The organism is Actinoplanes sp. NPDC021490, assembly GCF_055562135.1.
Genome location: NZ_JBVHFW010000003.1, coordinates 502,249 through 526,170 on the forward strand (window position 1 = coordinate 502,249; position 23,922 = coordinate 526,170).

The 23,922-nt window shown below is 71.2% G+C and carries 21 protein-coding genes; 9 read left to right on the forward strand and 12 right to left on the reverse strand.

Going from position 1 to position 23,922, the window contains the following annotated elements; all coding sequences use genetic code 11:
• Positions 1 to 95: 95 nt before the first annotated feature.
• Both ACZ3I4_RS10640 and ACZ3I4_RS10645 read right to left on the reverse strand, forming a co-directional pair.
• Positions 96 to 767: a response regulator gene (locus ACZ3I4_RS10640; RefSeq protein WP_465381640.1), complete on the reverse strand. Its 672-nt coding sequence runs from the start codon at positions 765 to 767 to the stop codon at positions 96 to 98.
• Positions 764 to 2,002, reverse strand: coding sequence for a sensor histidine kinase (locus ACZ3I4_RS10645; protein ID WP_465381843.1), 1,239 nt, complete (start codon positions 2,000 to 2,002; stop codon positions 764 to 766). The genes ACZ3I4_RS10640 and ACZ3I4_RS10645 overlap by 4 nt, the downstream gene beginning before the upstream one ends.
• Before the next feature lie 228 nt (positions 2,003 to 2,230).
• On the opposite strand from ACZ3I4_RS10645, the gene ACZ3I4_RS10650 reads away from it, so the two are divergent.
• The gene (locus tag ACZ3I4_RS10650; protein ID WP_465381641.1) at positions 2,231 to 2,737 is read left to right on the forward strand and encodes a DUF1707 SHOCT-like domain-containing protein; all 507 of its coding nucleotides are present in this window, start codon (positions 2,231 to 2,233) and stop codon (positions 2,735 to 2,737) included.
• A 57-nt stretch (positions 2,738 to 2,794) separates the two neighbouring features.
• Entirely contained in the window at positions 2,795 to 3,625 is an 831-nt protein-coding gene (locus ACZ3I4_RS10655; RefSeq protein WP_465381642.1) for a metal-dependent hydrolase, read from the forward strand.
• Positions 3,626 to 3,628: 3 nt separating this feature from the next.
• Here the strand turns inward: ACZ3I4_RS10655 and ACZ3I4_RS10660 are convergent, their stop codons facing one another.
• Complete coding sequence (locus tag ACZ3I4_RS10660) at positions 3,629 to 3,982, reverse strand: cupin domain-containing protein (RefSeq protein WP_465381643.1); 354 nt, start codon at positions 3,980 to 3,982, stop codon at positions 3,629 to 3,631.
• Positions 3,983 to 4,034: 52 nt separating this feature from the next.
• Here ACZ3I4_RS10660 and ACZ3I4_RS10665 point away from each other — a divergent pair, with 52 nt between their 5' ends.
• Positions 4,035 to 5,006: a GlxA family transcriptional regulator gene (locus tag ACZ3I4_RS10665; protein WP_465381644.1), complete on the forward strand. Its 972-nt coding sequence runs from the start codon at positions 4,035 to 4,037 to the stop codon at positions 5,004 to 5,006.
• 38 nt (positions 5,007 to 5,044) lie between these two features.
• Here ACZ3I4_RS10665 and ACZ3I4_RS10670 read toward each other — a convergent pair whose 3' ends face one another.
• The gene (locus ACZ3I4_RS10670; RefSeq protein WP_465381645.1) at positions 5,045 to 6,067 is read right to left on the reverse strand and encodes a LacI family DNA-binding transcriptional regulator; all 1,023 of its coding nucleotides are present in this window, start codon (positions 6,065 to 6,067) and stop codon (positions 5,045 to 5,047) included.
• A gap of 133 nt (positions 6,068 to 6,200) precedes the next feature.
• Between ACZ3I4_RS10670 and ACZ3I4_RS10675 the strand changes: the two genes are divergently transcribed.
• Positions 6,201 to 8,534, forward strand: coding sequence for a putative bifunctional diguanylate cyclase/phosphodiesterase (locus ACZ3I4_RS10675; protein ID WP_465381646.1), 2,334 nt, complete (start codon positions 6,201 to 6,203; stop codon positions 8,532 to 8,534).
• Here ACZ3I4_RS10675 and ACZ3I4_RS10680 read toward each other — a convergent pair.
• A complete protein-coding gene (locus ACZ3I4_RS10680) occupies positions 8,518 to 9,237 on the reverse strand; it encodes an LD-carboxypeptidase (protein ID WP_465381647.1) in 720 nt (239 codons plus the stop codon). The two genes, ACZ3I4_RS10675 and ACZ3I4_RS10680, sit on opposite strands and share 17 nt — an antisense overlap.
• Positions 9,162 to 10,058 carry a S66 peptidase family protein gene (locus tag ACZ3I4_RS10685; RefSeq protein WP_465381648.1) on the reverse strand — a complete coding sequence of 299 codons (897 nt, stop codon included), beginning with the start codon at positions 10,056 to 10,058 and terminating at the stop codon, positions 9,162 to 9,164. Before ACZ3I4_RS10685 ends, ACZ3I4_RS10680 begins: the two co-directional genes overlap by 76 nt.
• A 125-nt stretch (positions 10,059 to 10,183) precedes the next feature.
• Between ACZ3I4_RS10685 and ACZ3I4_RS10690 the strand changes: the two genes are divergently transcribed.
• The 4 genes from ACZ3I4_RS10690 to ACZ3I4_RS10705 all read left to right on the forward strand — a co-directional run bounded on the left by ACZ3I4_RS10690 (position 10,184) and on the right by ACZ3I4_RS10705 (position 14,086).
• A complete protein-coding gene (locus ACZ3I4_RS10690; RefSeq protein ID WP_465381649.1) occupies positions 10,184 to 10,363 on the forward strand; it encodes a hypothetical protein in 180 nt (59 codons plus the stop codon).
• A gap of 100 nt (positions 10,364 to 10,463) precedes the next feature.
• Positions 10,464 to 11,519, forward strand: coding sequence for a glycoside hydrolase family 43 protein (locus ACZ3I4_RS10695; protein ID WP_465381650.1), 1,056 nt, complete (start codon positions 10,464 to 10,466; stop codon positions 11,517 to 11,519).
• Positions 11,520 to 11,621: 102 nt separating this feature from the next.
• Positions 11,622 to 13,061, forward strand: coding sequence for a beta-1,3-glucanase family protein (locus tag ACZ3I4_RS10700; RefSeq protein ID WP_465381651.1), 1,440 nt, complete (start codon positions 11,622 to 11,624; stop codon positions 13,059 to 13,061).
• Positions 13,062 to 13,219: 158 nt separating this feature from the next.
• Positions 13,220 to 14,086: a DUF4142 domain-containing protein gene (locus tag ACZ3I4_RS10705; RefSeq protein WP_465381652.1), complete on the forward strand. Its 867-nt coding sequence runs from the start codon at positions 13,220 to 13,222 to the stop codon at positions 14,084 to 14,086.
• On the opposite strand, the gene ACZ3I4_RS10710 is transcribed toward ACZ3I4_RS10705, so the two are convergent.
• The 5 genes from ACZ3I4_RS10710 to ACZ3I4_RS10730 form a co-directional block, all read right to left on the reverse strand.
• Positions 14,080 to 14,634: a hypothetical protein gene (locus ACZ3I4_RS10710; RefSeq protein ID WP_465381653.1), complete on the reverse strand. Its 555-nt coding sequence runs from the start codon at positions 14,632 to 14,634 to the stop codon at positions 14,080 to 14,082. The genes ACZ3I4_RS10705 and ACZ3I4_RS10710 overlap by 7 nt on opposite strands.
• A 9-nt stretch (positions 14,635 to 14,643) precedes the next feature.
• Positions 14,644 to 15,783, reverse strand: a complete 1,140-nt coding sequence (locus tag ACZ3I4_RS10715; RefSeq protein WP_465381844.1) for a zinc-dependent alcohol dehydrogenase — start codon at positions 15,781 to 15,783, stop codon at positions 14,644 to 14,646.
• An 82-nt stretch (positions 15,784 to 15,865) separates the two neighbouring features.
• The gene (locus tag ACZ3I4_RS10720; RefSeq protein WP_465381845.1) at positions 15,866 to 16,222 is read right to left on the reverse strand and encodes a rhodanese-like domain-containing protein; all 357 of its coding nucleotides are present in this window, start codon (positions 16,220 to 16,222) and stop codon (positions 15,866 to 15,868) included.
• 59 nt (positions 16,223 to 16,281) lie between these two features.
• Entirely contained in the window at positions 16,282 to 19,878 is a 3,597-nt protein-coding gene (metH, locus tag ACZ3I4_RS10725; RefSeq protein WP_465381654.1) for a methionine synthase, read from the reverse strand.
• Between the two features lie 115 nt (positions 19,879 to 19,993).
• Positions 19,994 to 21,679: a bifunctional 3'-5' exonuclease/DNA polymerase gene (locus tag ACZ3I4_RS10730; protein ID WP_465381655.1), complete on the reverse strand. Its 1,686-nt coding sequence runs from the start codon at positions 21,677 to 21,679 to the stop codon at positions 19,994 to 19,996.
• Between the two features lie 162 nt (positions 21,680 to 21,841).
• On the opposite strand from ACZ3I4_RS10730, the gene ACZ3I4_RS10735 reads away from it, so the two are divergent.
• Positions 21,842 to 22,711 carry an NAD(P)-dependent oxidoreductase gene (locus ACZ3I4_RS10735; RefSeq protein ID WP_465381656.1) on the forward strand — a complete coding sequence of 290 codons (870 nt, stop codon included), beginning with the start codon at positions 21,842 to 21,844 and terminating at the stop codon, positions 22,709 to 22,711.
• A 212-nt stretch (positions 22,712 to 22,923) separates the two neighbouring features.
• On the opposite strand, the gene ACZ3I4_RS10740 is transcribed toward ACZ3I4_RS10735, so the two are convergent.
• On the reverse strand, positions 22,924 to 23,778 hold the full coding sequence (locus ACZ3I4_RS10740) for an aldo/keto reductase (protein ID WP_465381657.1): 855 nt from the start codon (positions 23,776 to 23,778) through the stop codon (positions 22,924 to 22,926).
• Positions 23,779 to 23,922 lie beyond the last annotated feature (144 nt).

A 23,922-nucleotide genomic window follows, 5' to 3' on the forward strand; every position in this document is an offset into this window, starting at 1 on the left:
CGCAATGCCAAAAGCCTGGTCGAGATGATCGCAGGTCAGAGCGTTGGTGGGCCGAGCGAGACTCGAACCGGGCCAAGCTGGGCCGATCAGCCGGATCAGGCCAGCCAGCCCGGGCGGATCAGGCCGGCCTCGTAGGCGTAGACGACCAGCTGGGCCCGGTCGCGGGCGGCCAGCTTGATCATGGTGCGGCTGACGTGGGTCTTGGCCGTTGCGGGGCTGATGACCAGGCGGGCGGCGATCTGGTCGTTGGAGAGGCCCTCGGCCACCAGCACCAGCACCTCGCGCTCGCGGTCGGTCAGCTGGTCCAGCGTGGCCGGTGGGGTCGCGGAGCGGCCCGTGCCGCCGCCCGCGAACTCGCCGATCACGCGCCGGGTGACGCTCGGGGACAGCAGGCCGTCGCCGGCGGCTACGGCTCGGACGCCTCGGATCAGTTCGACCGGCTCGGTGTCCTTGACGAGGAAGCCCGAGGCGCCCGTACGCAAGGCCTCGAAAACGTATTCGTCCAGCTCGAACGTTGTCAGGATGACCACGCGCGTGCCGGACAGGGACGGGTCGGCGGCTATCCGGCGGGTGGCTTCCAGGCCGTCGACGCCGGGCATGCGGATGTCCATCAGCACGACGTCGGGCCTGGTCTGCTGGGCCTTGGCCACCGCCTCCAGGCCGTCGCCCGCCTCGGCCACCACCTCGATGTCGGGTTCCGCGCCGAGCAGCGCGCGGAAGCCGGCCCGTACGAGAAGCTGGTCGTCCGCCAGCAGCACCGAGATCATTCGCCTTCTCCTGTGGGTAGCAGAACCGACACCAGGAAACCGCCGTCAACCGGGCCCGCCTCGAGGGTGCCGTCCAAGCTCTGTGCTCGTGCGCGCATGCCCGCGATGCCGGTGCCGGACGAGCCACCGTCGGCGGACACGACGGCGTCGGCCGTGTCGTTGCGGATCGCCAAATGCAGGACCGTCGGCAGGTAGTCGACGCAGACCGAGGCCGTCGCGCCGGGGCCGGCGTGGCGGCGCACATTGGTCAGGGCTTCCTGCACGATCCGGTACGCCGCCCGGTCCACCTCGGCCGGCAGCGTACGCACCTCGCCGGTCACCTTGGTCTCCACCGGCAGCCCGGCGCCGGCGGTCAGGTCGTCGAGCCGGCTCAGGCCCAGCGCGGGCTGCCGGGGCGCCGCCTCGTCCTCGGTGCGCAGCGCGCCCAGCACCGAACGCACCTCGCGCAGCGCCTCCGAACTGGCCGTCTTGATCGCCGACAGGGCCTCGCGGGCCTGCTCGGGGCGGTTGTCCATCAGGTGCAGGCCCACGCCCGCCTGCACGTTGATCAGCGACAGGTGGTGACCGATCACGTCGTGCAGCTCGCGGGCGATCCGCAGCCTCTCCTCGGACGCCTGCCGCCGCTGCTGTTCCTGCTCGGCCCGTTCGCGTTCGGCCCGCACCTTCATCATCTGGGCCATCTGCTCGCCCTTGATCTTGGCAAGGCCGCCCAGGAAGATCGCCGTGGCCAGCGCGATGCCGACCAGCAGGGCCTCCCGCACCCCCGGGAGCACGCGTTCGTCCAGCCCGAGCGGGCCGTTCAGAACCCAGAAGATCAACAGATAGGTCCCGTACGCCACCGAAGCGCTGATCACCGAGGCGGTGCGCCGCCCGGAGCAGGCCAGGTGGAACAGCGCGATCATCGGGGTGACGGCCCAGAACCAGTGCGGCTCGGCCATCGTGGCGAACCCGATCGAGGCGGCCGCGGCGACGGCGAAGACGGTGACCGGGTAGCGCCGCCGGACCAGCAGCGCGAGCGGCCCCACGAGCAGGAGCGCCCACACCCACGGGCTCAGCGAGACGAACACGCGGCCCTCGCCGGCCAGGTTCTTGGCCCCGATGAGCTGGAACAGGGCGGCGCCGACGGCCGCGCCCAGTCCCGGGTCGCGGCGGCCCCGGAACGAGCCGGGAACCGGGTGCCGGCCGTAGCGGCCCCGGTTCTCGCGCGCCCAGGGCGGCTGCGGCGGCCCCTGCATGTGTCTCACCCTGCCGAAGCTACGGCACGCGCTCCCGCCCGGGCATCGGTGCGCCGGAGCGGACCCGTGTACTCCCCCGGGCGTACGCCGCAAGGGTGTTGTGCTCCTGAGGGCGTACGGGCGAAGCGGAAGACCCTCCCGGAGGCCGCCCGGAAGATGCTCCGCCGGGGCGACGTGTTCGGTCCGCGAAAAGCCGACGCTTGTTGCACGACGCCCTAGGAGGACACGGTGCAACCCAACGACGCGAACTGGTCCGGCACGAGCACGAAGCGGATCCGGACCTCCGACCAGGAACGTGAGCACGTCGCCGAGATCCTGCGGGCCGCGATGGCCGAGGGCCGGCTGGACCTGACCGAGGGTGAGGAGCGCCTGGCCAAGGTGTACGCCTCCAAGTACCGCGACGAGCTGGGCCCGCTGACCGCCGACCTTCCGTTCGGGGGGCTGGCCGCGCTGGCCGACACCCCCGACGCCCGGGTCGCGACACGCCGGGCCCTGCGCCGGCACGGCTCGATCATCCTGTCGATCGGCATGATCCTGACAGGTCTGTGGATCATCTCGGGCGCGCACTTCTTCTGGCCCGCGATCCCGCTCATCTTCCTGGTCATGGGGTTCGTGAGGCACGCTCGCTATCGCCAGTACCGGTACGAGTACAGCTTCAGTCACCGGGTCGCGCCCTGGAACGGCCCCGGCTGGGACGGCCCTCGTCAGTTCCACAGTGGACACCGGGGTTGTTGATCGTCTCTCCCCGCTTTGCCAGAGTTGACTGGTTCAAGCGGGGAGGAACAACTTCACATGATGGGTCCGTCGCACGCCCTTTCGGGGGCGACCGCATGGCTGGCCGGCACCTGGGCGCTGGACCATTTCGCCGGGTATGAGCAGTCGCCGCTCGCGGTGACTGTAGGCACGCTCGTCTGCGCGGGCGGCGCGCTGCTCCCCGACCTCGACCTGTCCGGCAAGGTGACCCGCAATCAGGGCGGCGCGACCGTCGCCCGTACGTTCGGGGTGTTCTCGCTCTTCGCGGCCGAGGTCATCGAGAAGGTGTCGCTCGGCATCTACACGGCGACCCGGCTCTCCCGCGATCCGAGACGAACCAACGGCCACCGTACGTTCACCCACACCCTGCCCTTCGCGGCGCTGGTCGGCTGGGGCACGACCGCCCTGGCCGGTCAGTACGGCAAGTGGGCCGTGGTCGGGATCGTCTTCTTCATGGCCGGTCTGGCCCTGCGCGGCCTGTTCGACAAGTGGGCCGAACGCGCGGGCTGGGTCATCGTGACGCTGTGCTCGGCCGTGATCGCCTGGTTCACCGCCGCCAACCTGCCCGGCGACCGCGGCTACCCGATGCTGGGCTTCGCCGTGGCCGTGGGCTGCATAGTCCATTTGTTCGGCGACATCATCACGTCGGCGGGTGTCCCGATCCTGTGGCCGATACCCCTGGGCCGCCGGCTGTGGCGGATGATCGGCGTCCCCAACAGCATGGCGATCAAGGTCGGCGGCAAGGTCGAAACCGTCGTTCTGCGTACGGCAATGGTCACGATCTCGCTGATCGCCATCGCGGGCATCTTCGCGCCGGGCCTGCTGCAGCGCTTCGAACTCGACACCTGGGCCGACGGTTTCCGCCGCTGACCCTCAGCCCTCGTGGCTCCAGTCGGGCTTGCCGCCGGCCGCGTTCGAGGTGACGTCCGGCCCGATCAGCAGGAAGTGCGCCTCGTCGCCCTCGACCCGGGGGCAGTGCTCGACGCCGCGCGGAATGACCAGCAGGTCGCCCGGAGCCAGGCGTACGTCCCCGTCGCGCAGCTGGATCGTCATCTCGCCGGACAGCAGCAGGAAAGTCTCGTCCTGGTCGTCGTGGGCGTGCCAGTTCGTCGATCGCGTTCCCTTGGCCACCTTGAACAGGTTGCCGTTGGCCGTGGTGAGCACCCGCTGGGACCAGAACTCGGTGAGGCCGGCCGCTTCCCCGGCCAGGGCGAATTTCGTGAGCATGCACCGATCCTGACCCGGTGACCGGGGCGCGCGGCCCTGGTAGAAATGACCAATGCCGCAAGGATCCTCACACCGGGTCGTCCTCGTCGTCGACGAGCAGTCCAACCCCTTCGAGGTCGGCTGCGCCTGCGAGATCTTCGGCGGCCCGCTGCGGCCCGAGATCGGCTTCCCCCTGTACGACCTGCGGGTGGTCGCTCCCCGCAAGTCGACCCCCATGCGGGACGCGCTGTTCAGCGTGGGGGCGGTCGGGCGCCTCGACGAGATCGACCGGGCCGACACCGTCATCGTGCCGAACCGCCCGTACGTCGAGACGCCGACCCGCCCGGCCCTGCTCGCCGCCCTGCGCCGGGCCCACGACCGGGGCGCCCGCCTGGTCGGCCTCTGCACGGGCGCGTTCACCTTGGCCGAGGCCGGTCTGCTCGACGGGCGCCGGGCCACGGTCCACTGGAACCTGGCCGACGAGTTCCGGCTGCGCTTCCCCGCCGTGAAACTGGAACCCGACGTCCTGTTCGTCGACGACGGCGACCTGCTGACCTCGGCCGGCAGCGCCGCCGCGCTCGACCTCGGGCTGCACATCGTCCGCCGCGACCACGGCGCGGAGGTCGCCGGCCACGTCAGCCGCCGCCTGGTCTTCGCCGCCTACCGCGACGGCGGCCAGCGCCAGTTCGTCGAGCGCCCGATGCCACCGGCCGCGGTCCAGTCCCTCGCCCCGATGGTGGCCTGGGCCCAGCACCGCCTGAACGAGCCGATCACCGTCGCCGACTTGGCCCGCCAGGCCGGAATGAGCACCGGAAGCCTGCACCGCCGCTTCCGGGCCGAGCTCGGCACGACCCCCTTGGCCTGGCTGACCGTCGAACGCGTCACCCTGGCCTGCCGCCTGATCGAGCAGGGCGCCCCCGGCCTCGAATCCGTCGCGCGGCATTCCGGCCTGGGCACCGGAGCCAACATGCGGGCCCTGTTCAAACGTCACCTCGGCGTAAGCCCGGCCGAATACCGCCGCCGCTTCACCGCCACCGCCGGGTAGTCACTTCGCGAACTGGGTGGACGGCTCGGTCGGTTGCCTCACCGCCGGTGGCGGCGATCAGGGGCCGCTGTGCTTCCCCGCTCGACCAGTCGCGTGCCCAGCTCGATGTGCGGTGACTCGAGCGTCTTGTGACCCGCCAGGTTCAGAATCGTGCGGGCGGCCAGCCCGCCCATCTCCTCCAGCGGCTGCCGCACCGTGGTCAGCGGGGGCGAAGCCCAGCGGGCGGCGGGAAGGTCGTCGAAGCCAACCACACTGAGCTGGCCCGGTATGGACAGGCCACGACGGCGGGCGGCCTCGTAGGCTCCGAGCGCGATGTGGTCGCTGAAGGCGAAGATCGCCGTGGGCCGGTCGGCGTGGTCGAGGAGTTCCAGGGCGGCGCTGACGCCCGACCCGTACTCGAACTCGCCGTGCCTGATCAAAGTGGGGTCGTCGGGTATGCCGGCCCCTTCGAGGGCGGCCCGATGACCGTCGAGCCGGGCCCGGCTGCACAGCAATCCGCCCTTCGACCCGGTGATCACGCCGATGCGCCGGTGGCCGAGCGCGATGAGATGGTTGGTCGCGGTGCGGGCGCCCAGCCAGTTGGCCGCGCCGATCGTCGGCAGCTTCGCCGAAGCCTTCACGCCCGGGTCGAGGGCGAGCACCGGGGTGTCCAGCTGGTCGAGCATGGTGCCGAGCGGGGACTCCGCGCTGGCGGCGGCCAGGATCGCCCCGGTCGCCTGTCCGGCTCCGGCGCGCCGCAGAAGGCCCGCGGCGCCGCTGTCCAGGACCGACACCACCAGCCCCACGCCGGCTTCCTGCGTCACCGCCTCCATCCCCCGGATGTGCTCCAGCTGCCACGAGGTGTCCAGGCGCGGATAGATGACGTGGACCGATCCGGGGGGCTCGGCGGCTGCGGACCGCGGCCGATATTCGTACTGGCTCAGCAGGCGCTCGATCCGAACCCGGGTGCCCTCGGCGACCCGGCCGTCCCCTTTCACCACCCGGGACACGGTCGGCACCGAGACGCCCGCCGCCCGCGCGATGGTGGTCAGGGTTACTCGATTGCCGGGCGGTCGGCTCATCTCGGGGCTCCTGTCCATCGACATCGACGGGTGGGTGCGAGTGTCGCACAGACCGCGGATCACGGACTTACATCGTTGAAGGTCGAACGTTCGGGGGAGATCGTCTCCACTTCGGACCGGTTAGTGTCGGGCCGTGACGCGGGCGGCCGGGACTGACGAGGGTGGAACGGCCCGGCTTTTCGGGTGGGCCTGCGCCGCCGTTGTCGTGATCGGGGCCGTCTGGTGTGCGGCCTATCTGGGAGCCGGCGCGGGCACCGAAGCAGTCGCCTACGTCTTCGTTCCGGTCGGTGCCGCGATCGCCACCGCGGCCGTCTTCGACCTGCTCCGGGGGAACGCCCGCCTCGATCCGGTCGCCCGGCGGTTCTGGCGGGCCGTCCTGGTGGCCGTCGCGTTGAACACGGTGGGGTACGGCTGGCTGGCCGTGGACATGTTCGCCCACGTGGACGAGGTTCGCACCCGCAACATGCCCGCGCCCGCGGCCGCGCTGGCCGCCCTCGGGTTTCTGATCGCCATCTGGGCGCTGGCCCGGGTGCCGGTCGTCGCGGCCGGCGGGTCCGAGCGGTGGCGCATGACGCTCGACCGGATGATCGCGTTTCTCGGCTGCGCGGCCGTCGTCTGGTATCTCGGGCTGGCCCCGATGCTGTCCGCCCGCGAGCCGTGGAGCCGGCAGGCGATGCTGCTGGTCGCGCTGGGTTTCCTGGTCGCCGTGGGGGCCGCGACGAAGGTGTCGTACATCGCCGGCGGCCCGGTCGACCGGGTCGCGATCCGGTTCATCGCGGCCGCCGGGGGTCTTCCGGCCGCGGTCTGTGCCGTGCTGTCGGTGCAGTTCGGCCTGCTCGCCACCGTGCCGGCGCAGGCGATCATCCTGCCGTCGGCGCCGATGCTGATCACTTTCGGCGTCGTGGCCCAGCACCGCGCCGACCGGGGACTGCGCCGCCCGGCCCGCGTCGGGGTGCTGTTGCCCTACCTGGCGATGGTGCTGGTCGACGTGCCGCTGATCGCGGTGGCGTTCGGGGCGCCTTTGCGCCTGCCGGTCCGGGTCGTCCTGATCGCCGCGGTGGTGGTCACGGCGCTGGTCATGGTCCGGCAATATCTGGCCTACCGCGAGAACGCGCGCCTGCTCCGGACCTCACGCGTCCAGGAGAAGCGGCTGCAGTACGAGGTCAGCCACGACGGTCTGACCGGGCTGGCCAACCGGGTCCTGTTCCGTGAGCGGCTCACGGCCGCGCTGGCCGGCCCCGGTCCGGCGTCGGTGCTGCTGATCGACCTGGACGATTTCAAGACGGTCAACGATCTGCTCGGGCACGGGGTCGGCGACCGGCTGCTGGTGTCGGTGGGGCGGCTGCTCGAGGCCGAGGTGAAGGGCGCGGGGCTGCCGGCTCGGGTGGGCGGCGACGAGTTCGCGGTCGTCCTGGTCGGGCCGGACGCCGATCCCGGCGATCTGGCCGAGCGGCTGCTGGCCGTGCTCTCGCATCCGATCAGTGAGCACCGGCTGCTGGTGCAGGCCAGCATCGGCATCGCCACCTCCACGCCCGGCGCAGGCGTCGACGAGGTTCTGCGGAATGCCGACGTCGCCATGTACACGGCCAAACAGCAGGGCAAGGCCGGTTCCGTACGCTACGTGGACGGCATGGGCGAGCCCGTCCTGGCGCACATGCAACTCGGCGGCGAGCTGCGGCGGGCCCTCGACAACGACGAGTTCCGGGTCCTCTACCAGCCGATCATGCGGCTGGACGACAACCGCCTGTTCGGGGTCGAGGCGCTGGTCCGCTGGCACCATCCGACCCGCGGCGTGGTCGGGCCGGGCGAGTTCATCCCGGCCGCCGAACGGACCGGCCTGATCGTGCCGCTGGGCCGGTTCGTGTTGCGCGAGACCTGCCGGCAGGCCGCCGCGTGGCTGGCCGAGTTCGGCCCCGAGGCGCTGCGGGAGGCCGGGCTGAACGTCTCGGCGCGGCAGCTGCACGACCCCGACTTCGTCTCCGACGTGGCGAGCGCGCTGGCCGACAGCGGGCTGCCCTGTGAGCGGCTGGTTCTCGAGGTGACCGAGTCGGCAGTGCTCCGCGGCCAGCAGGTTTCCCGGGCCCTGTACGAGCTCGACCGGATGGGCATCCGGCTGGCGCTGGACGACTTCGGCACCGGCGAGTCGTCGCTGAGCCTGCTGCGCGCTTTCCCGGCCGCGATCGTCAAGCTCGACAAGTCGTTCGTGGACGGCATCGAGATCGACGACGGCCATCCGGCCGCGGCCGACGCCCGGCAGGCGGTGGCCCGCGCGGTGATCCAGCTCGCGCACGCGCTCGGCCTGGACACGGTGGCCGAGGGAATCGAGAGCCACGAGCAGGTGGTCGCCCTGCGCGAGCTCGGCTACACCCTGGGCCAGGGCTACCACCTGGCCGAGCCGATGACCGCCGACGACGTGTCCCGTCTGCTGGCCCGCCGGCAAGCCGTGACGGCTAGCCCGCCTGCGTGAGCGTTCCCGCCGCCACGTCGATCTCGGCCGGGCGGCCCAGCCAGACCGGCATCGCTCCCGGTCCGGGTCCCAGGGGCAGGCCGCCCAGCACCGGCACGCCCAGCGCGGGCAGCTGGTCGCGCAGCACGTCGAGCAGCGTCCAGCCGCGGTCCACGTAGCCGTCGAAACCGAGGAAACGACCGACCGCGATTCCCCGTACGCCGTCGAAAGCGCCCGCCACCCGCAGGTGGGTGAGCTGGCGGTCGACCTGGCCGAGGCCGAGTCCCTGGGCCCGCACGTCGTCGAGGAGCACGATCGCGCCGGCCAGGCTGGGCAGGCCCGCGCCCACCATGGCCCGCAGCGAGGTCAGGCTGCCGCCCAGCAGCACCCCTTCGGCCCGGCCGGGCACCGTGACGGCGTCGCCGGCCTCGCGCCGCACCGGGAGCCCTGTGGGCAGCGACGTGCCGTGCACGCTTTCCAGGCCGCACAGCCGCCACAGTTCGAGCTGCAGCAGCGTCGTCGCGCCGATGCCCACGACCGGCTTCGGATCGGCCCGGACGGCGTCCAGGTCGAGGTCGTCGAGCTCCCGATGACCGGTTTCGGCGGTGATCGCCCGCACCGCCGGGTCGCGGAAGGCCTCGTTGACGTTCACAGCGCTCCCGGCTCGACGGTCAGCGTTCCGGCCGCGGTGTCGATCGTCGCGGCCGGGCCGAGCGGCATGCACACCTGCGCCTCCAGATGCCCGAACGGCAGCCCGCCCAGCACCGGCACCCCGAGCGCCCCCAGCCGGGTCCGCAGCACCTCCACGACCGGCTCGTCCGTCGGCACGTTCTGCCCCTCCAGATCACCGACCGCGATTCCCCGTACGCCGTCAAGCAGCCCGGATCGTTGCAACTGCCACAGGAACTGGTCGTAACCCGGCTGGTGTGAGCCCTCGAGGCACAGAATCGCCCCGGCCAGCGACGGCAGGCCCGCCCCGATCATGCCCGCCACCGCGCCGACGTGCCCGCCCACGAGCCGCCCGGTCGCCCGGCCCGCCACAGTGACCTGGGCCGACAGCGCCGACGGGTCGGACCGCAGCACGGCCGCCTCGCCGGTGAACAGCAGGTCCCGGCATCCCGTGGCCCCGAACCACCCGTGGATCCCGGCCAGCCCGGTCCGCCCGAGCAGCGCCAGATGCACGTACGTGATGTCGCTGAACCCGACGATCGGCTTGGGATCGGCCAGCACCAGCGCCGGATCGACCCGCGACGCGATGCGATAGGCGCCCGCGCCACCCCGGGTCGTGATGATCGCCCGTACGCCCGGGTCGCGGAACGCCTCCTCGAGGTCGGCCAGCCGGTCGTCGTCCCGCCCGGCCATGAACCCGAACCGATCGCCGGCATGCCGCCCGAATTCGACCTCGAGCCCCCATCGCCCGAGTTGCTCGGTGGCCCAGCCGCGCCAGCCCTCGTCCTCGGGGAAGCTGGCCGGCGACACCATCCGTACGCGGTCGCCGGACTTGAGCCGGGGCCACCGGATCACCTCTCGTAGCGCACTGGTCACAGCGGTGACAGTAGGCGTTCTTGTGATCATCTGGGGCACGGTGGAGTCAACACCGTTTCGGTTGATGATTTCGGGCTCGTGTCGGCGCATCATATTTTTCGTTGCTGAGCGAGAAAGCGTGAGCCATGTTCCGAACCGTCGACGCCGAGGCCCGTTCGATCACCACCGCGAACGAGATCGCCGCCCTTCTCCGTGCCGAGTACGTTGCGAGCGGAAACCGCGCGTACCTGCATGCCGCCAATATTGCCCTGAGCCGTACGTCTCAGGCCGTCCTGGTGCCGGAGGCGACGCACGAACCGGTCTGACCGGTTTTCACCCCTCGGTGCCCGTTCGCGCATTGACAACGATGTAAAACGCGGCCGATCCTCGGGAGAATCCCCATTCCCCCATCCCCGAGGGGTTCTCATGAAGATCTTCACCAAACGCGGGACGGCCGTCGCGGCCGTGCTCGCGCTGGCCGGCGTGCTCAGTGCCGCTCCGGCCGAGGCCGGGCTGACGTCCATGCGCGCCGCCGACCCCAGCGTGCTGCGGGTCGGCGGCACGTACATCTCGGTGCAGTCGACCGGCGGCGGCATCGCCGTACGGCAGGCGGCGTCGACCGACGGGCTGGCCGCCGCGCCCCAGCGGCAGGTCTGGAACGACACCCGCAACCTCGGCGAGGTGTGGGCGCCCGAGATCGCCACCGACGCCGGCCGCTACTACATCTACTTCTCGGCCGGTCGCGGCGCCGCGCACCGGATGTACGTGATCAGCTCGGCCTCGCCCGACTCCGGGTACACGTCGGAGACGCGGATGGCCCTGCCCGACGACAAGTGGGCCGTCGACGGCGCCATGTTCGTCTTCAACTCGCAGCGCTGGTTCGTGTGGTCGGGCTGGGCCGGCGACACGAACGTCGAGCAGAACCTTTACCTGGCTCGGATGAGCAGCCCGACCGCGACCACCGGCGGGCGGTTCGTCATCTCGCAGCCGCGCGAGGGCTGGGAGCGCGTGGTCGGCAACCCGTTCATCAACGAGGGCCCGGAGCCGATCCGCGACCCGAACGGGCAACTGCACATCGTGTACTCGGCCAACGGCAGCTGGAGCGACCAGTACTGCCTGGCCGACCTGCGGCTGCGGGCCGGTGGCGATCCCGCGTACGTGTGGGACTGGTACAAGAGCAACGGGTGCATCTTCGGCTCCAACCGCGCGACCATGATGGCCGGCTGGGATCCCACGCTGTACGCCAACGGGCCCGGCCACCACACGTTCGTGCTGCTCAACGGCGATATCGCGACGAGCCCGCCGGCCGGCCCACGGTTCCCGATGCTGTATCACGCGGTTCCCAAGGGCACGCCGTACTCGTGGGCCAACCGCTCCTGGTACACGGGTTCCTTCGCCTGGTGGGGCAACACCACTTACACGCGGGCCAACGTGCCCGGCGCGACGTCCAACACGGGGTTCGGGCTCAAGTTCTTCGAATAAAGAGGCAGCGTTCGATCGGCTCCATTGACAACTGTTAACTTTCCAAAACATTCTTCTGAAGCCCCTTTCCCCCTTGGGGCCCAGAGAAGTTGAGGAGCCGACTTGCGTAAGCGAACCGCATGGCTGAGCGCGGTGGCGGCCCTGGCCGTCGCCGCGCCCGTAGCGGCCGTGACGCTGCCCGCCTCGGCGGCGTCACCATCGATCCTCCCGGTCACCGTCACCAACAACACCGGTCGCGGCGACGCGGTCCACCTCTACGTCATCGGCATCATGAACGGCCGCTGGGGCTCCGTGAACAGCGCCGGCACGTTCTCGCCGTGGCCCGCCGGCGGCCTCCCGCCGACCCCCGCGCCCGACGTGTCCATCCCCGGCCCCGGCAACGGCGGCAGCGCGACGATCCGCATCCCCAAGGGTCTGTCCGGCCGCGTCTACATGGCCCTGCGCGACAAGATCAAGTTCTTCATCACGCCGGACGGCTTCGTGCAGCCCGCGCCCTGGGCGCCCGGCGACCCCAACTTCAACACCCTGTTCGACACCAGCGAGTTCACCTTCAACGACTCCGGGCTGTGGCTCAACAGCTCCCAGGTCGACTTCTTCGGCATCCCGCACGCGGTCACCGTCACCAACGGCGCCGGGCAGACCAAGCGTACGGGCGATGTGGTCAACGACGGCCGCAACCGGGTGATCAACGCGATCAAGGCGCAGCCGGGCTGGGAGCGGTCGGTCATCACCCGCTCCGACGGCACGGTGCTGCGGGTGCTCGCGCCGGGCAAGGCCACCGACGCCGGGCTGTTCCCCGCGAACTACCTGGACTCGTACATCAACTCGGCCTTCGCCGCCTACACGAGCCGCACGCTGACCGTGGTTCCCCGATCGGCCGAGCCGAACCGCAAGTTCATCGGCCGTACGGTCGGCAACACGATGCGCTTCACCGACAGCTCGGGCGCCGAGGTCGCGACGGTCGACAAGCCCTCGACGTCCAACGTGTGGGGCTGCGACGGCGTGTTCAACGCGCCCAACGTCGCGCCGTTCATCCAGAGCGAGGTGCGGCGCACGATCTGCACGGCGCTGGTGCGGGGCACGCTCGGCACCTCGACGCAGGAGCCGGTGCTCGACGGGAACGCGTTCTACAAGAACAGCGCGGCCAACCACTATTCGCGGATCATCCACGCCAACATGGCCGACGGGAAGGCGTACGGGTTCGCGTACGACGACGTCGGCGGTTTCGAGTCGCTGGTCAACGACGGTGACCCGCAGCGGGCCGGCATCATCCTGAGCCCGTTCGGCGCCGGTGGCAATCCGCCTCCCACGACACCCCCGGCCACGACGCCGCCCACGACCGCGCCGCCGGTCACGCGGCCGCCGACGACCCCGCCGACCACGCAGCCGCCGGCCGGCACGACGACCTGGGCGGCCAACACCCCGTACGCGGTGGGTCAGATCGTGACCTACAACGGCCGGCGCTACCAGTGCCGCCAGGCCCACACCTCGCTGCCGGGCTGGGAGCCGCCGAACGTTCTGGCCCTCTGGCTGCCCCTCTGACCCTTCGATCCCCGGCCCGCCGGGCGCGTTCCCGACGCGCCCGGCGGGCTGTTTTCATGCGCGTCGAATATTTCCTGGGCATTTCCTTTGATCCGATCATGGGTCCCCTTCCGTACTGCTGCACGTCAGGGCCAGGGAGATCGCAATGGGAGGCCGACGTGTCCACCGTCGCTCGTGTGTTCCGCCGGCGCAGTCGGCTGATCGGGGCGGCCGTGGCCGCCGCCGTGGCCCTGCTCGTGATCGAGCCGAGCGCCGCCCGGGCGGCCGAACCGGGAGTGCCGCTGCCGCCCAACCAGCTGATCACCGACACCGGCAAGGGCAAGGTGGCCGAGGCTGACCGCGACTTCGCGGTCAAAGTGCGGCTGGCCGGTCTGTGGGAGATCCCGGCCGGCGAGATGGCCCAGGAACGGTCGTCCAACGCCCGCATCAAAAAGATCGGCCAGGACATCGCTAGCCAGCACGTCGTGCTCGACGAGATGGTGCGCGACGCCGCGGCCAAGCTGGACATCGAGCTGCCCGACAAGCCCAACGAGGACCAGCAGGGCTGGCTGGCCGAGATGCGCAACGCCCAGGGCGCCGAGTTCGACCAGATCTACATCGACCGGCTGCGGGCCGCCCACGGCAAGATTTTCCCGGCCATCGCCACGATCCGGACGAGCACCCGCAACGACACGATCCGCAAGCTGGCCCAGCGGGCCAACCAGTTCGTCATGACTCACCTGACGCTGCTGGAGAGCAGCAACCTGGTCGACTTCGCCGGGCTGCCCACCGCTCCCCCGCCCACCACGGCGGGCGCTCCCGCCGCGGGCGCTCCCGCCGCGGGCGCTCCCGCCGCGGGCGGCGCGGCCGGTGGTGGCGGCACGGTGCTGTCCTCGGCCGAGCAGAACTCGGCCGGCTCGTCACTGAACCTGCCGGTCATCGGCGTGCTGGTGGCGGCGATCGCCGGCATAGCGCTGTTCCTGACCCGCAACCTGTGGAGCGACCCACACCGCCGCCGGCGACGCCGCTACCGCTCCTACTACTGACCCCTCCGGCGGGCCAGCCGCCGGACCACCGCGTACGTGAGCCCGGCGCCCGCCACCCAGGGCGCCGCCACGATGATCGGGTCCAGCCACTGGTGGTTCGTGTCGGCCCGCCGGGGGCCGCGGGGTCGTTCGGCGAGCACACCGGTCTCGGTGATCGGGTTGTCCGGCCGGGTCGAGACGAACGACCGCAGCGTGCTCTCCACCGCGTCGACCCGGTCCGACGCCAGCAGCAGGAGCCAGTGCGCCGCGCGGCCCTCGCTGTAACGGGCGTAGGCGAGGCGGCGGATCTTCCCGGACAGGCCCTTGGGCGGGCAGGACGTGCCGAAGACCGGCGTCAGGAAGGCGTGTTCGATCGAGCGTTCGCGGGGCCACAGCTCCGGCTGGCGTTCCGGGAACTCCCAGTGGGCGCCGCTGAAGGTCGGGTCGAACTGCTCCCGCGGCACGGCCGGCCGGTCCTGCGGGTCGAGGTCCGCGCCCCACCCGGGGATGCGGGCGCGCAGTTCATCGCTGGTCTCGGGCAGCTTCGGCTTGTCGGGCGTGTAGGCCATGGCGTCCCCCTACGCGGCGTTCGGGATGATGAGCGGCTTGATGCAGCCGTCGAGCTTGGCCGAGAACATGTGGTAGCCCTCGGCGATGTGCTCGAGCGGGATCCGGTGCGTGACGATGTCGCTCGGCTTGAGGTAGCCGTTGCGGATGTGCTCGAACAGGCGCGGCCACTGCCGCTTGACCGGGCACTGGTTCATCCGCAGCGTGAGCCCCTTGTTCATGGCGTCGCCGAACTTGATCGCGCTGAACATCGGGCCGTACGCGCCCATCACCGAGATCGTGCCGCCCTTGCGAACCGAGTCGATCGCCCAGTTCAGCGCGACCGGGGAGCCGCCCTGCAGCTTGAGCTTGGCCGCGGTCACGTGCTGGAGGAAGTTGCCGTCGGCCTCCGCGCCCACCGCGTCGATGGCCACGTCGGCGCCCAGGTAGTCGGTGATCTTCTTCATGTGCACGACGATGTCGTCGTACTCGGTGAAGTTGATCGTCTCGGCGTGGGCGAAGGACGCGGCCTTCTCGAGCCGGTAGTCGAGGTGGTCGATGACGATGACGCGTCCCGCCCCCATCAGCCAGGCCGACTTCGCGGCGAACAACCCGACCGGGCCGGCGCCGAAGACGACCACCACGTCACCCTCGGCGATGTCGCCCAGCTGGGCCCCGAAATAGCCGGTGGCCAGGGCGTCGGTGAGCAGCACGGCGTCGTCCTCGTCCATCCAGTCCGGGATGACGCTGGGGCCGACGTCGGCGAACGGCACCCGGACGAACTCGGCCTGGCCGCCGTCGTAGCCTCCGCACGTGTGCGAGTAGCCGTAGATGCCGCCGACCGCGGTGGCGTTGGGGTTGACGTTGTGGCAGTTCGAATACAGGCCGCGGGCACAGAAGTAGCAGGTGCCGCAGAAGATGTTGAACGGCACCATCACCCGGTCGCCCACCTTGAGGTTCCGGACCGAGGATCCGACCTCGTCGACCACCCCGACGAACTCGTGCCCGAACGTCATGCCGACCCGCGTGTCGGGCATCATCCCGTGATAAAGATGCAGGTCGGAGCCGCAGATCGCGGCGCGGGTGACCCGGACGACGGCATCGTTGGGATGCTCGATCGACGGGCGGTCCTTCTCCTCCAGGCGTACGCGGTAGGGACCGCGATAGACCATGGCTTGCACGAAACCTCCCGATTGACGACGGGTTGCCGGGCTGTCCGGCTACCCGCCGTGCCGGGAGGCAAACGCCGGTCACTCAGAAGCGGACGTCCTCGGGGCCGGTGCCGGTGGGCAGGCCCGCGGCGAGCCAGGCCTCGACGCCGCCGGCCAGGTCGGTCGCGTTGACCAGGCCGAGGGCGCGCAGGCTGGCCGCGGCCAGGCTGGAGCTGTAGCCCTGCCGGCACACCACGATCACGGTCACGTCGTGGCCGGTCGCCTCGGGGATGCGGTTCGGCGAGGCCGGATCGAGACGCCATTCCAGCACCGTGCGGTCGATGACGATGGCGCCGGGCAGCGAGCCCTGGGACCGGCGTTGCACGTCCGTACGGGTGTCGATCAGCAGTGCTCCGGCCGCGACGGCCGCCCGGGTCTGTTCCGGGTCGAGCCGTCGCATGCCGTCGCGGGCGCGGGTGAGGAGGTCGTCGACTGTGGTCACCCGACGATCTTGCCCGATCAGCCGATCTCGTACGCCAGGTTGGGGCGCAGCCAGCGCTCGACCTCGTCGAGCGGCATGCCCCGGCGGCGGGCGTAGTCGGTGATCTGGTCCTTGGCGAGACGGCCTACCGTGAAGTAGCGCGCCTCCGGGTGGGCGAAGATCAGACCGCTCACCGCGGCGGCCGGCATCATCGCGAACGACTCGGTGAGCTCGACGCCGATCTCGTCCGTGCCCAGCAGCTCGAACAGGTCCTTCTTCTCGCTGTGGTCGGGGCTGGCCGGATAGCCCAGCGCCGGCCGGATGCCGCGGAACCGCTCGGCGTGCAGGTCGGCCAGCTCGGGCTGCGCGTCGGGCTCGAACCACTCGCGGCGCACCCGCAGGTGCAGGAACTCGGCGAACGCCTCGGCCAGCCGGTCGGCCAGGGCCTTCACCATGATCGCGCGGTAGTCGTCGTTGTCGGCCTCGTACTTGCCGGCCAGCTCCTCGGCGCCGTGGATCGCCACCGCGAACCCGCCCAGGTGGTCGCCCTTTCCGGCCGGGGCAATGTAGTCGGCCAGGCAGCGGTTCGCCCGGCCGGCCGGCTTCTCGGTCTGCTGGCGCAGCATCGGGAACCGCACCCCGTTGTCCAGCACGATGTCGTCGCCGTCGCTGTGGGCCGGCCACAACGCGTACTTGCCGCGGGCCTCGAACGACCCGTCCGCGATGATCTGGTCGAGCAGCTCGTTGGCGTCGTCGAACAGTTCCCGCGCGACCGGCTGCTCCAGGATCGCCGGATATTTGCCCTTGAGCTCCCAGGCCAGGAACAGGAACTGCCAGTCGACCATCTCGCGCAGTTCGGCGATCGTCGGCCGGACCTCCCGTACGCCCGTGAAGGCCGGAGCCGGGATCTCGTCGAAGTCGACCCGCTCCGGGTTGGCCCGGGCCTGCTCGAGCGTCAGCAGCGGCTGGGCGTGCCGGTTGGCGTGCTGCTCGCGCAGGCGCTCCTGGTCGGCCCGGTTGGCGACGTCGAGCCGCTCGGCGCGGGCCGGCTCGAGCAGGTCGCTGACCACCCCGACCACGCGCGACGCGTCGAGCACGTGCACCGTCGAGCCCTCGTACGCGGGAGCGATGCGTACGGCCGTGTGCTGCTTGGACGTGGTGGCGCCGCCGATCAGCAGCGGCAGTTTGAGACCGCGGCGCTGCATCTCGGCCCCGACCGCCACCATCTCGTCGAGCGACGGCGTGATCAGGCCGGACAGCCCGATCACGTCGGCGCCCTCGCTGATCGCCGTGTCCAGGATCCTGGCGGCCGGCACCATCACGCCGAGGTCGATCACCTCGTAGTTGTTGCAGCCCAGCACCACGCCGACGATGTTCTTGCCGATGTCGTGGACGTCGCCCTTGACCGTGGCCAGCACGACCTTGCCCTGCCCGCGGGTGTTGCCGCTGGCCGCCTTCTCCGCCTCCATGTACGGCTCGAGGTAGGCCACCGAGCGCTTCATGACGCGGGCGCTCTTGACCACCTGGGGCAGGAACATCTTGCCCGAGCCGAACAGGTCGCCGACGATCTTCATGCCGTCCATCAGCGGGCCCTCGATCACCTCGAGCGGCCGGTCCTTCTCCTGCCGGGACTCCTCGGTGTCGGCCTCGATGTAGTCGACGATGCCGTGGACCAGCGCGTACGACAGGCGCTCGGACACCGGGGCGTCCCGCCACGACAGGTCGACCTCGCGCTGCTTGCCCTTGCCGGTGACGGTGCTGGCAAAGGTCACCAGGCGGTCGGTGGCGTCCTCGCGGCGGTCGAAGAGCACGTCCTCGACCAGCTCGAGCAGATCGGCCGGGATGTCCTGATAGACGGCGAGCTGGCCGGCGTTGACGATGCCCATGTCGAGACCGGCCTGGACCGCGTAGTACAGGAACGCCGAGTGCATCGCCTCGCGAACCACGTCGTTGCCGCGGAACGAGAACGACAGGTTCGAGATGCCGCCGCTGGTGCGCGCGCCCGGGCAGCGTTCCTTGATCAGCGGCAGGGCCTCGATGAAGGCTTTCGCGTACCCGTTGTGCTCGCTGATGCCGGTGGCCACGGCGAGGACGTTCGGGTCGAAGATGATGTCGCCGGGCGCGAATCCGGCCTCGTTGACCAGCAGGTCGTACGCCCGCCCGCAGATCTGGACCTTGCGATCACGGGTGTCGGCCTGGCCCTGCTCGTCGAACGCCATGACCACCACGCCGGCGCCGAAGTCACGGATGCGGCGGGCCTGCTCGAGGAACGGCCCCTCGCCCTCCTTCAGGCTGATCGAGTTGACCACGCCCTTGCCCTGCACGCACTTGAGGCCGGCCTCGAGCACGGTCCACTTCGAGCTGTCGATCATCACCGGGATGCGGGCGACCTCGGGCTCGGTGGCGATCAGGTTGAGGAAGGTGGTCATCGCCGACTCGCTGTCGAGCAGATCGGCGTCCATGTTTACGTCGAGCAGGTTGGCCCCGCCGCGCACCTGGTCGAGCGCGACGTCGACCGCGCCCTGGTAGTCGTCGGCCTCGATGAGCCGGCGGAACTTGGCCGAGCCGGTGACGTTGGTGCGCTCGCCGATCATGACGAACCCGGTGTCGGGCCCGATGGCGAACGGCTCCAGGCCGCTGAAGCGGGTGGTCTCGGCCGGCGGGTCGATCACGCGGGGCTTCTTACCGGCCGCCGCCTTGGCGATCTGCCCGATGTGCGCGGGCGAGGTGCCGCAGCAGCCGCCGACGATGTTGACCAGGCCGGCGTCGGCGAACTCCTCGAGCAGCGCCGCGGTCTGGTCGGGGGTCTCGTCGTAGCCGCCGAACGCGTTGGGCAGGCCCGCGTTGGGGTGGGCGGCGACGTAGACGTTGGCCAGCCGGGCCAGTTCGGCCACGTGCGGGCGGGCCTCGGTCGCGCCGAGCGCGCAGTTGACCCCGACGATCAGCGGCTCGGCCCGTTCGATCGAGCGCCAGAAGGCCTCGACGGTCTGGCCGCTGAGCGTGCGCCCGGACAGGTCGACGATCGTCACCGAGATCCACAGCGGCAGCTCGGGCGCCACCTCGCGGGCCGCGGCGACGGCCGCCTTCGCGTTCAGCGTGTCGAAGATCGTCTCGATCAGCAGAATGTCGACGCCGCCCTCGGCCAGGGCCGAGATCTGTTCCGCGTACGCCGCCTTGACCTGGTCGAACGTGACCGCCCGATAGGCCGGGTCGTCGACCTTGGGCGAGAGCGACAGGGTGACGTTGAGCGGGCCGATCGAGCCGGCCACGAACTTGCCGCCCGCCTCGTCGGCCGCCTGCCGGGCCAGCTGCGCGCCGCGCACGTTCATCTCGCGCACGTACGCCTGCAGACCGTAGTCGGCCTGGGCGATGCTGGTCGCGGTGAACGTGTTGGTGGTCGTGATGTCGGCCCCGGCGGCCAGGTATTGCCGGTGCACGTCGAGGATCACGTCGGGGCGGGTGAGGATGAGCAGGTCGGGGTCGCCCGTGACGTCCTGCGGATGATCGGGACCGATCAGGTCGCCGCGGTAGTCCTCCGGCGTCAGCTTGGCGCCCTGCAGCATCGTGCCCCACGCGCCGTCGAGCACCACGACGCGCTCGTCGAGCAGGCGCTTCAGCTCTTCAGTTCTTCCCATACCGACCACCTCCGGTTCAACGGAGGCGCCCTTGGTCGGTTTCCACCGAGCGAGCGTGGCGGGTGTCACCCCGTTGCAGCGCCTCTCGCTTCGGACCCTCCAAGGTACCCGATTCTCACTTCGCGTCGGCGTATGCGCCAACTACTGAGACGTCGAGCGGGAAGCGCACGGTCGTGTCCCCGAACAGCAGCCGCCCGGCCTGCGCGGCGCTCTCCTGCACGGCCGCGACGACCCGCTCGGCCTCCTCGACCGGGCAGTGCACCACGACCTCGTCGTGGACGAAAAGCACCATTTCCGCCGAGCTGCCGCTCAAGGCCGTGCGCAGGGTCGCGAGCAGCACGAGCGCCCACTCGGCCGCGGTCGCCTGCACGACGAAGTTGCGGGTGAACCGGCCCCGGGCCCGGCCCGACGCTCCGCCCTGCGGCTCGGCCGTGCCCGCCTCCTCCGGCGGATCGAGGCCGGCGTCGCGCCAGGCCCCCGACGAGGGCGGGCAGGTGCGGCCCAGCCACGAACGGACCAGCCCACCGGCCTCGCCTATCCGGGCCGCCTGCTCGACGAACTCGAACGCGGTCGGGTAGCTCTTGCGCAGCACGGCCAGCGCCGGGATCGCGGACCCGCCGGTCTGCCCGTACATGGCCCCGAGCAGGGCCAGCTTGGCCTTGGACCGGTCGCCGTCGAACGAGTCGGCGGCCAGCGCGGCATAGAGATCACCCTCGGCCGCCGCGGACGCGAACCGGCGGTCACCGGAAATGGCGGCCAGCACCCGCGGCTCGAGCTGTCCGGCGTCGGCCACCACGAACGTCCACCCCGGGTCGGCGACGACGGCCCGGCGCACGGCCTTGGGCACCTGCAGCGCCCCACCGCCCCGGGTGGCCCAGCGCCCCGAGACGACGCCGCCCGGAACGTATTCGGGGCGGAAGCGCCCGTCGATGACCCAGGCGTCGCACCAGGACCAGCCGTGAGCCGTCCAGATGCGGTAAAGCTCCTTGTATTCGAGCAGCGGTTTTACCGCGGGATGCTCGACCTTGCGCAGCACCCAGGCCCGCGTGTTGGGCACGTCGATGCCGGCCCGGGCGAACGCCCGCACCACCTCGGCCGGCGAATCGGGATGCAGCCCCCAGGCGCCGAACGCGGCATTGATCTCGGCCGACAACTCGGCCAGCCGCCGCGGCGGCCCCACCGGTTGCGGCGGCCCGAGCAGCTCCCGCAGCAACTGATCGTGCAGGTCGGCCCGCCACGGCAGCCCCGTGTGCCCCATCTCGGCCCCGACCAGGGCCCCGGCCGACTCGGCCGCCACCAGCAGACGGAACCGCCCCGGATGCTCGGTCTGCCCGATGCGACGGAGCTGATCGGCGTAAACCTCGCGGACCGCATCGAGCACGTCGAACCCGTGGTTGCCGGGCGGGGCCGCGGCGGTGTCGAACAGAGCCACCTGCGCATAGCCCGGCGGCTCGGCGTGGCGGGGCGGTGGATCGGCCGGCACCGGAAGACCCCGCAGCCGCGCGCGGGCCGCCGGCAGCGCCCGAGGCGACCCCCACCACCCCGCATGCCCCATCAGCAGGGCCTCGGTGAGCTCGAGATCGTGGCCGCGCGCCACCCGGACGCCCGCCCTGAGCAGCGCGGGGTAGAGATCGGCGGTGGCCGCCCAGACCCACCGCGGGTGATCGGAGGCCTCCCGCTCCGCCACGGCCGCGGCGAGATCCCGCACATGCCGGACGTCGCCCGCCGGGCTCCCGTCGGCGTGCAGATCCTGCAGACGGCCACCCAGCCCGTCCGCGTCAACCGCCACCGCCGTCAGCACCCCCTGATTCTCGCTGGCGGGTACGACACTTTTCCGCCGGTGGCACCGGCCGTGCAGGAATGGCGTGGCCGATCACACCGCCCGCCCGCAAACGGCACGGCCGATCCCACCGGCCGTCCGGCGGCGTGGGCGGCCGGGGAGCCGGCGGGGAAGGATGGGGGCATGAGCGAGAAACTTGTTGTGGGGGTTCTGGGCACCGGAATCATGGGGGCCGCCATGGCGCGCAACCTGATCAAGGCCGGGCACGCCGTCCGGGTGTGGAATCGCAGCGCGGAAAAGGCCGCTCCCCTGGCCGCGGACGGGGCCACGGTGGCCGACAGCGTCGCCGGGGCGGTCCGGGACGCCGACGTGGTGATCACCATGCTCTACGACGGCGCGGCCGTGCGGGACGTGATGGCCGAGGCCTACCCGGCGGTCAAGAGCGGCGCCCTCTGGGTGCAGTCGACAACGGTCAGCCTCGAGGACGTCGATCGGCTGGCCGAGGAGGCCGGGCAGCACGGTCTGAGCTTCTTCGACGCGCCCGTGCTGGGCACTCGGCAGCCCGCCGAGGCCGGGCAGCTGACCGTGCTGGCGGCCGGGCCGGCCGACCGTCGCGACGCCGTCCAGCCGGTGTTCGAGGCCGTCGGCAGCCGGACCGTCTGGCTCGACCGGCCCGGCGAGGCGACCCGGCTCAAGCTCGTCGCCAACAGCTGGGTGCTGGCCCTGACCCACGCCGGGGCCGAGACCCTCTCGCTGGCCGAGGCGCTCGGCGTGGAACCGGACAAGTTCCTCGAGCTCATCGAGGGAGGGCCGCTCGACAACGCCTATCTGCGCCTCAAGGTCGGCCTGGTGCGGGGGGACAAGCTGTCGCCCGCCAGCTTCGCCGTGAACACCGCCGAGAAGGACGCGCGTCTCATCGCCGAGGCCGGGCGGCAGCACGGCGTCCGGCTCGACCTGGCCGAGGCCGGGGCCGAACGCTTCCGCCGCGCCACCGAGCAGGGCTACGGCGACAAGGACATGGCCGCGTCCTACTACGCCAGCTTCGACAAGTAGCCGGCTCCGACCAGCAGCCCGGCCCCAGGATGCCGGGCTGCCGGTCGCCGGGCTGCCGGTCGCCGGGCTGCTGGTCGCCGCGCTACCAGGCGCCCGACTGCGGATCGACGCGCCGCGGGGCGCCCGACTGCGGACCGCCGCGTCGCCGGGCGCCTGACTGCGGGTCGCCGTGCCGCCGGGCGCCGCGCTGCTTATCGCCGGGCGCTGCGGGATCAGGGCAGGTCGGCCAGGTCCTCCGGGGTCAGCTTCAGGTCGGCGGCCGCGGCCGAGTCGCGGATCGTCTCGGGGCGGCTCGAACCGGGGATCGGGATGACCACCGGCGACTTGGCCAGGTGCCAGGCCAGGCAGACCTGCTGCGGGCTCACGCCGTGCCGCTCGGCCACCGCGGCGAACTTGCCGGCTTCGCCGTTGAGCTCCGAGGCCTTGCCGATGCCGCCCAGCGGGGACCACGGCAGGAACGCGATGCCCAGCTCGTCGCACAGGTTCAGCTCGGGCTCGGACGAACGGAACGACGGCGAGAACTGGTTCTGCACCGACACCAGCCGCCCGCCCAGGATCTCTTGAGCCTCGCGGATCTGGGACGGGTCGGCGTTCGAGATGCCGGCCATGCGGATCTTGCCGGCGTCGAGCAGGTCGCGGATCGCGCCCACGGACTCCGCGTACGGGATCTCGGGGTCGGGCCGGTGGAACTGGTAGAGCCCGATCGCCTCGACGCCGAGCCGCTTGAGGGACGCCTCGCACGCCTGCGCCAGGTAGTTGGGCGAACCGTTCTTGGTCCAGCTGCCGTCGCCGGGGCGCAGGTGGCCGCCCTTGGTCGCGACCAGCACGCCGGACGTGTCGCCACCGTAGGAGGCCAGGCCCCGGGCGATCAGCGACTCGTTGTGCCCGACCTCGTCGGCGCCGATGTGATAGGCGTCGGCGGTGTCGAACAGGGTCACGCCGGCATCGAGCGCGGCGTGGATCGTACGGATGGAACGCTCTTCGTCCGGTCGCCCCTCGATCGACATCGGCATGCCGCCGAGACCGATCGCGCTCACCGTCACGTCACCGATGCGGCGACTCTGCATGATCAAAAACCTTCCCTCGCGTACGGGGACCAGATCGTCCCCGACACCACCCTGGTACCCCGGGGCGGGCGAGTCCAACAGAGAAAAGAGCTGGGAACCAGTAGCGCGGCTTCTAGATCGACCAGCCGGTAGGAAATCGCCACC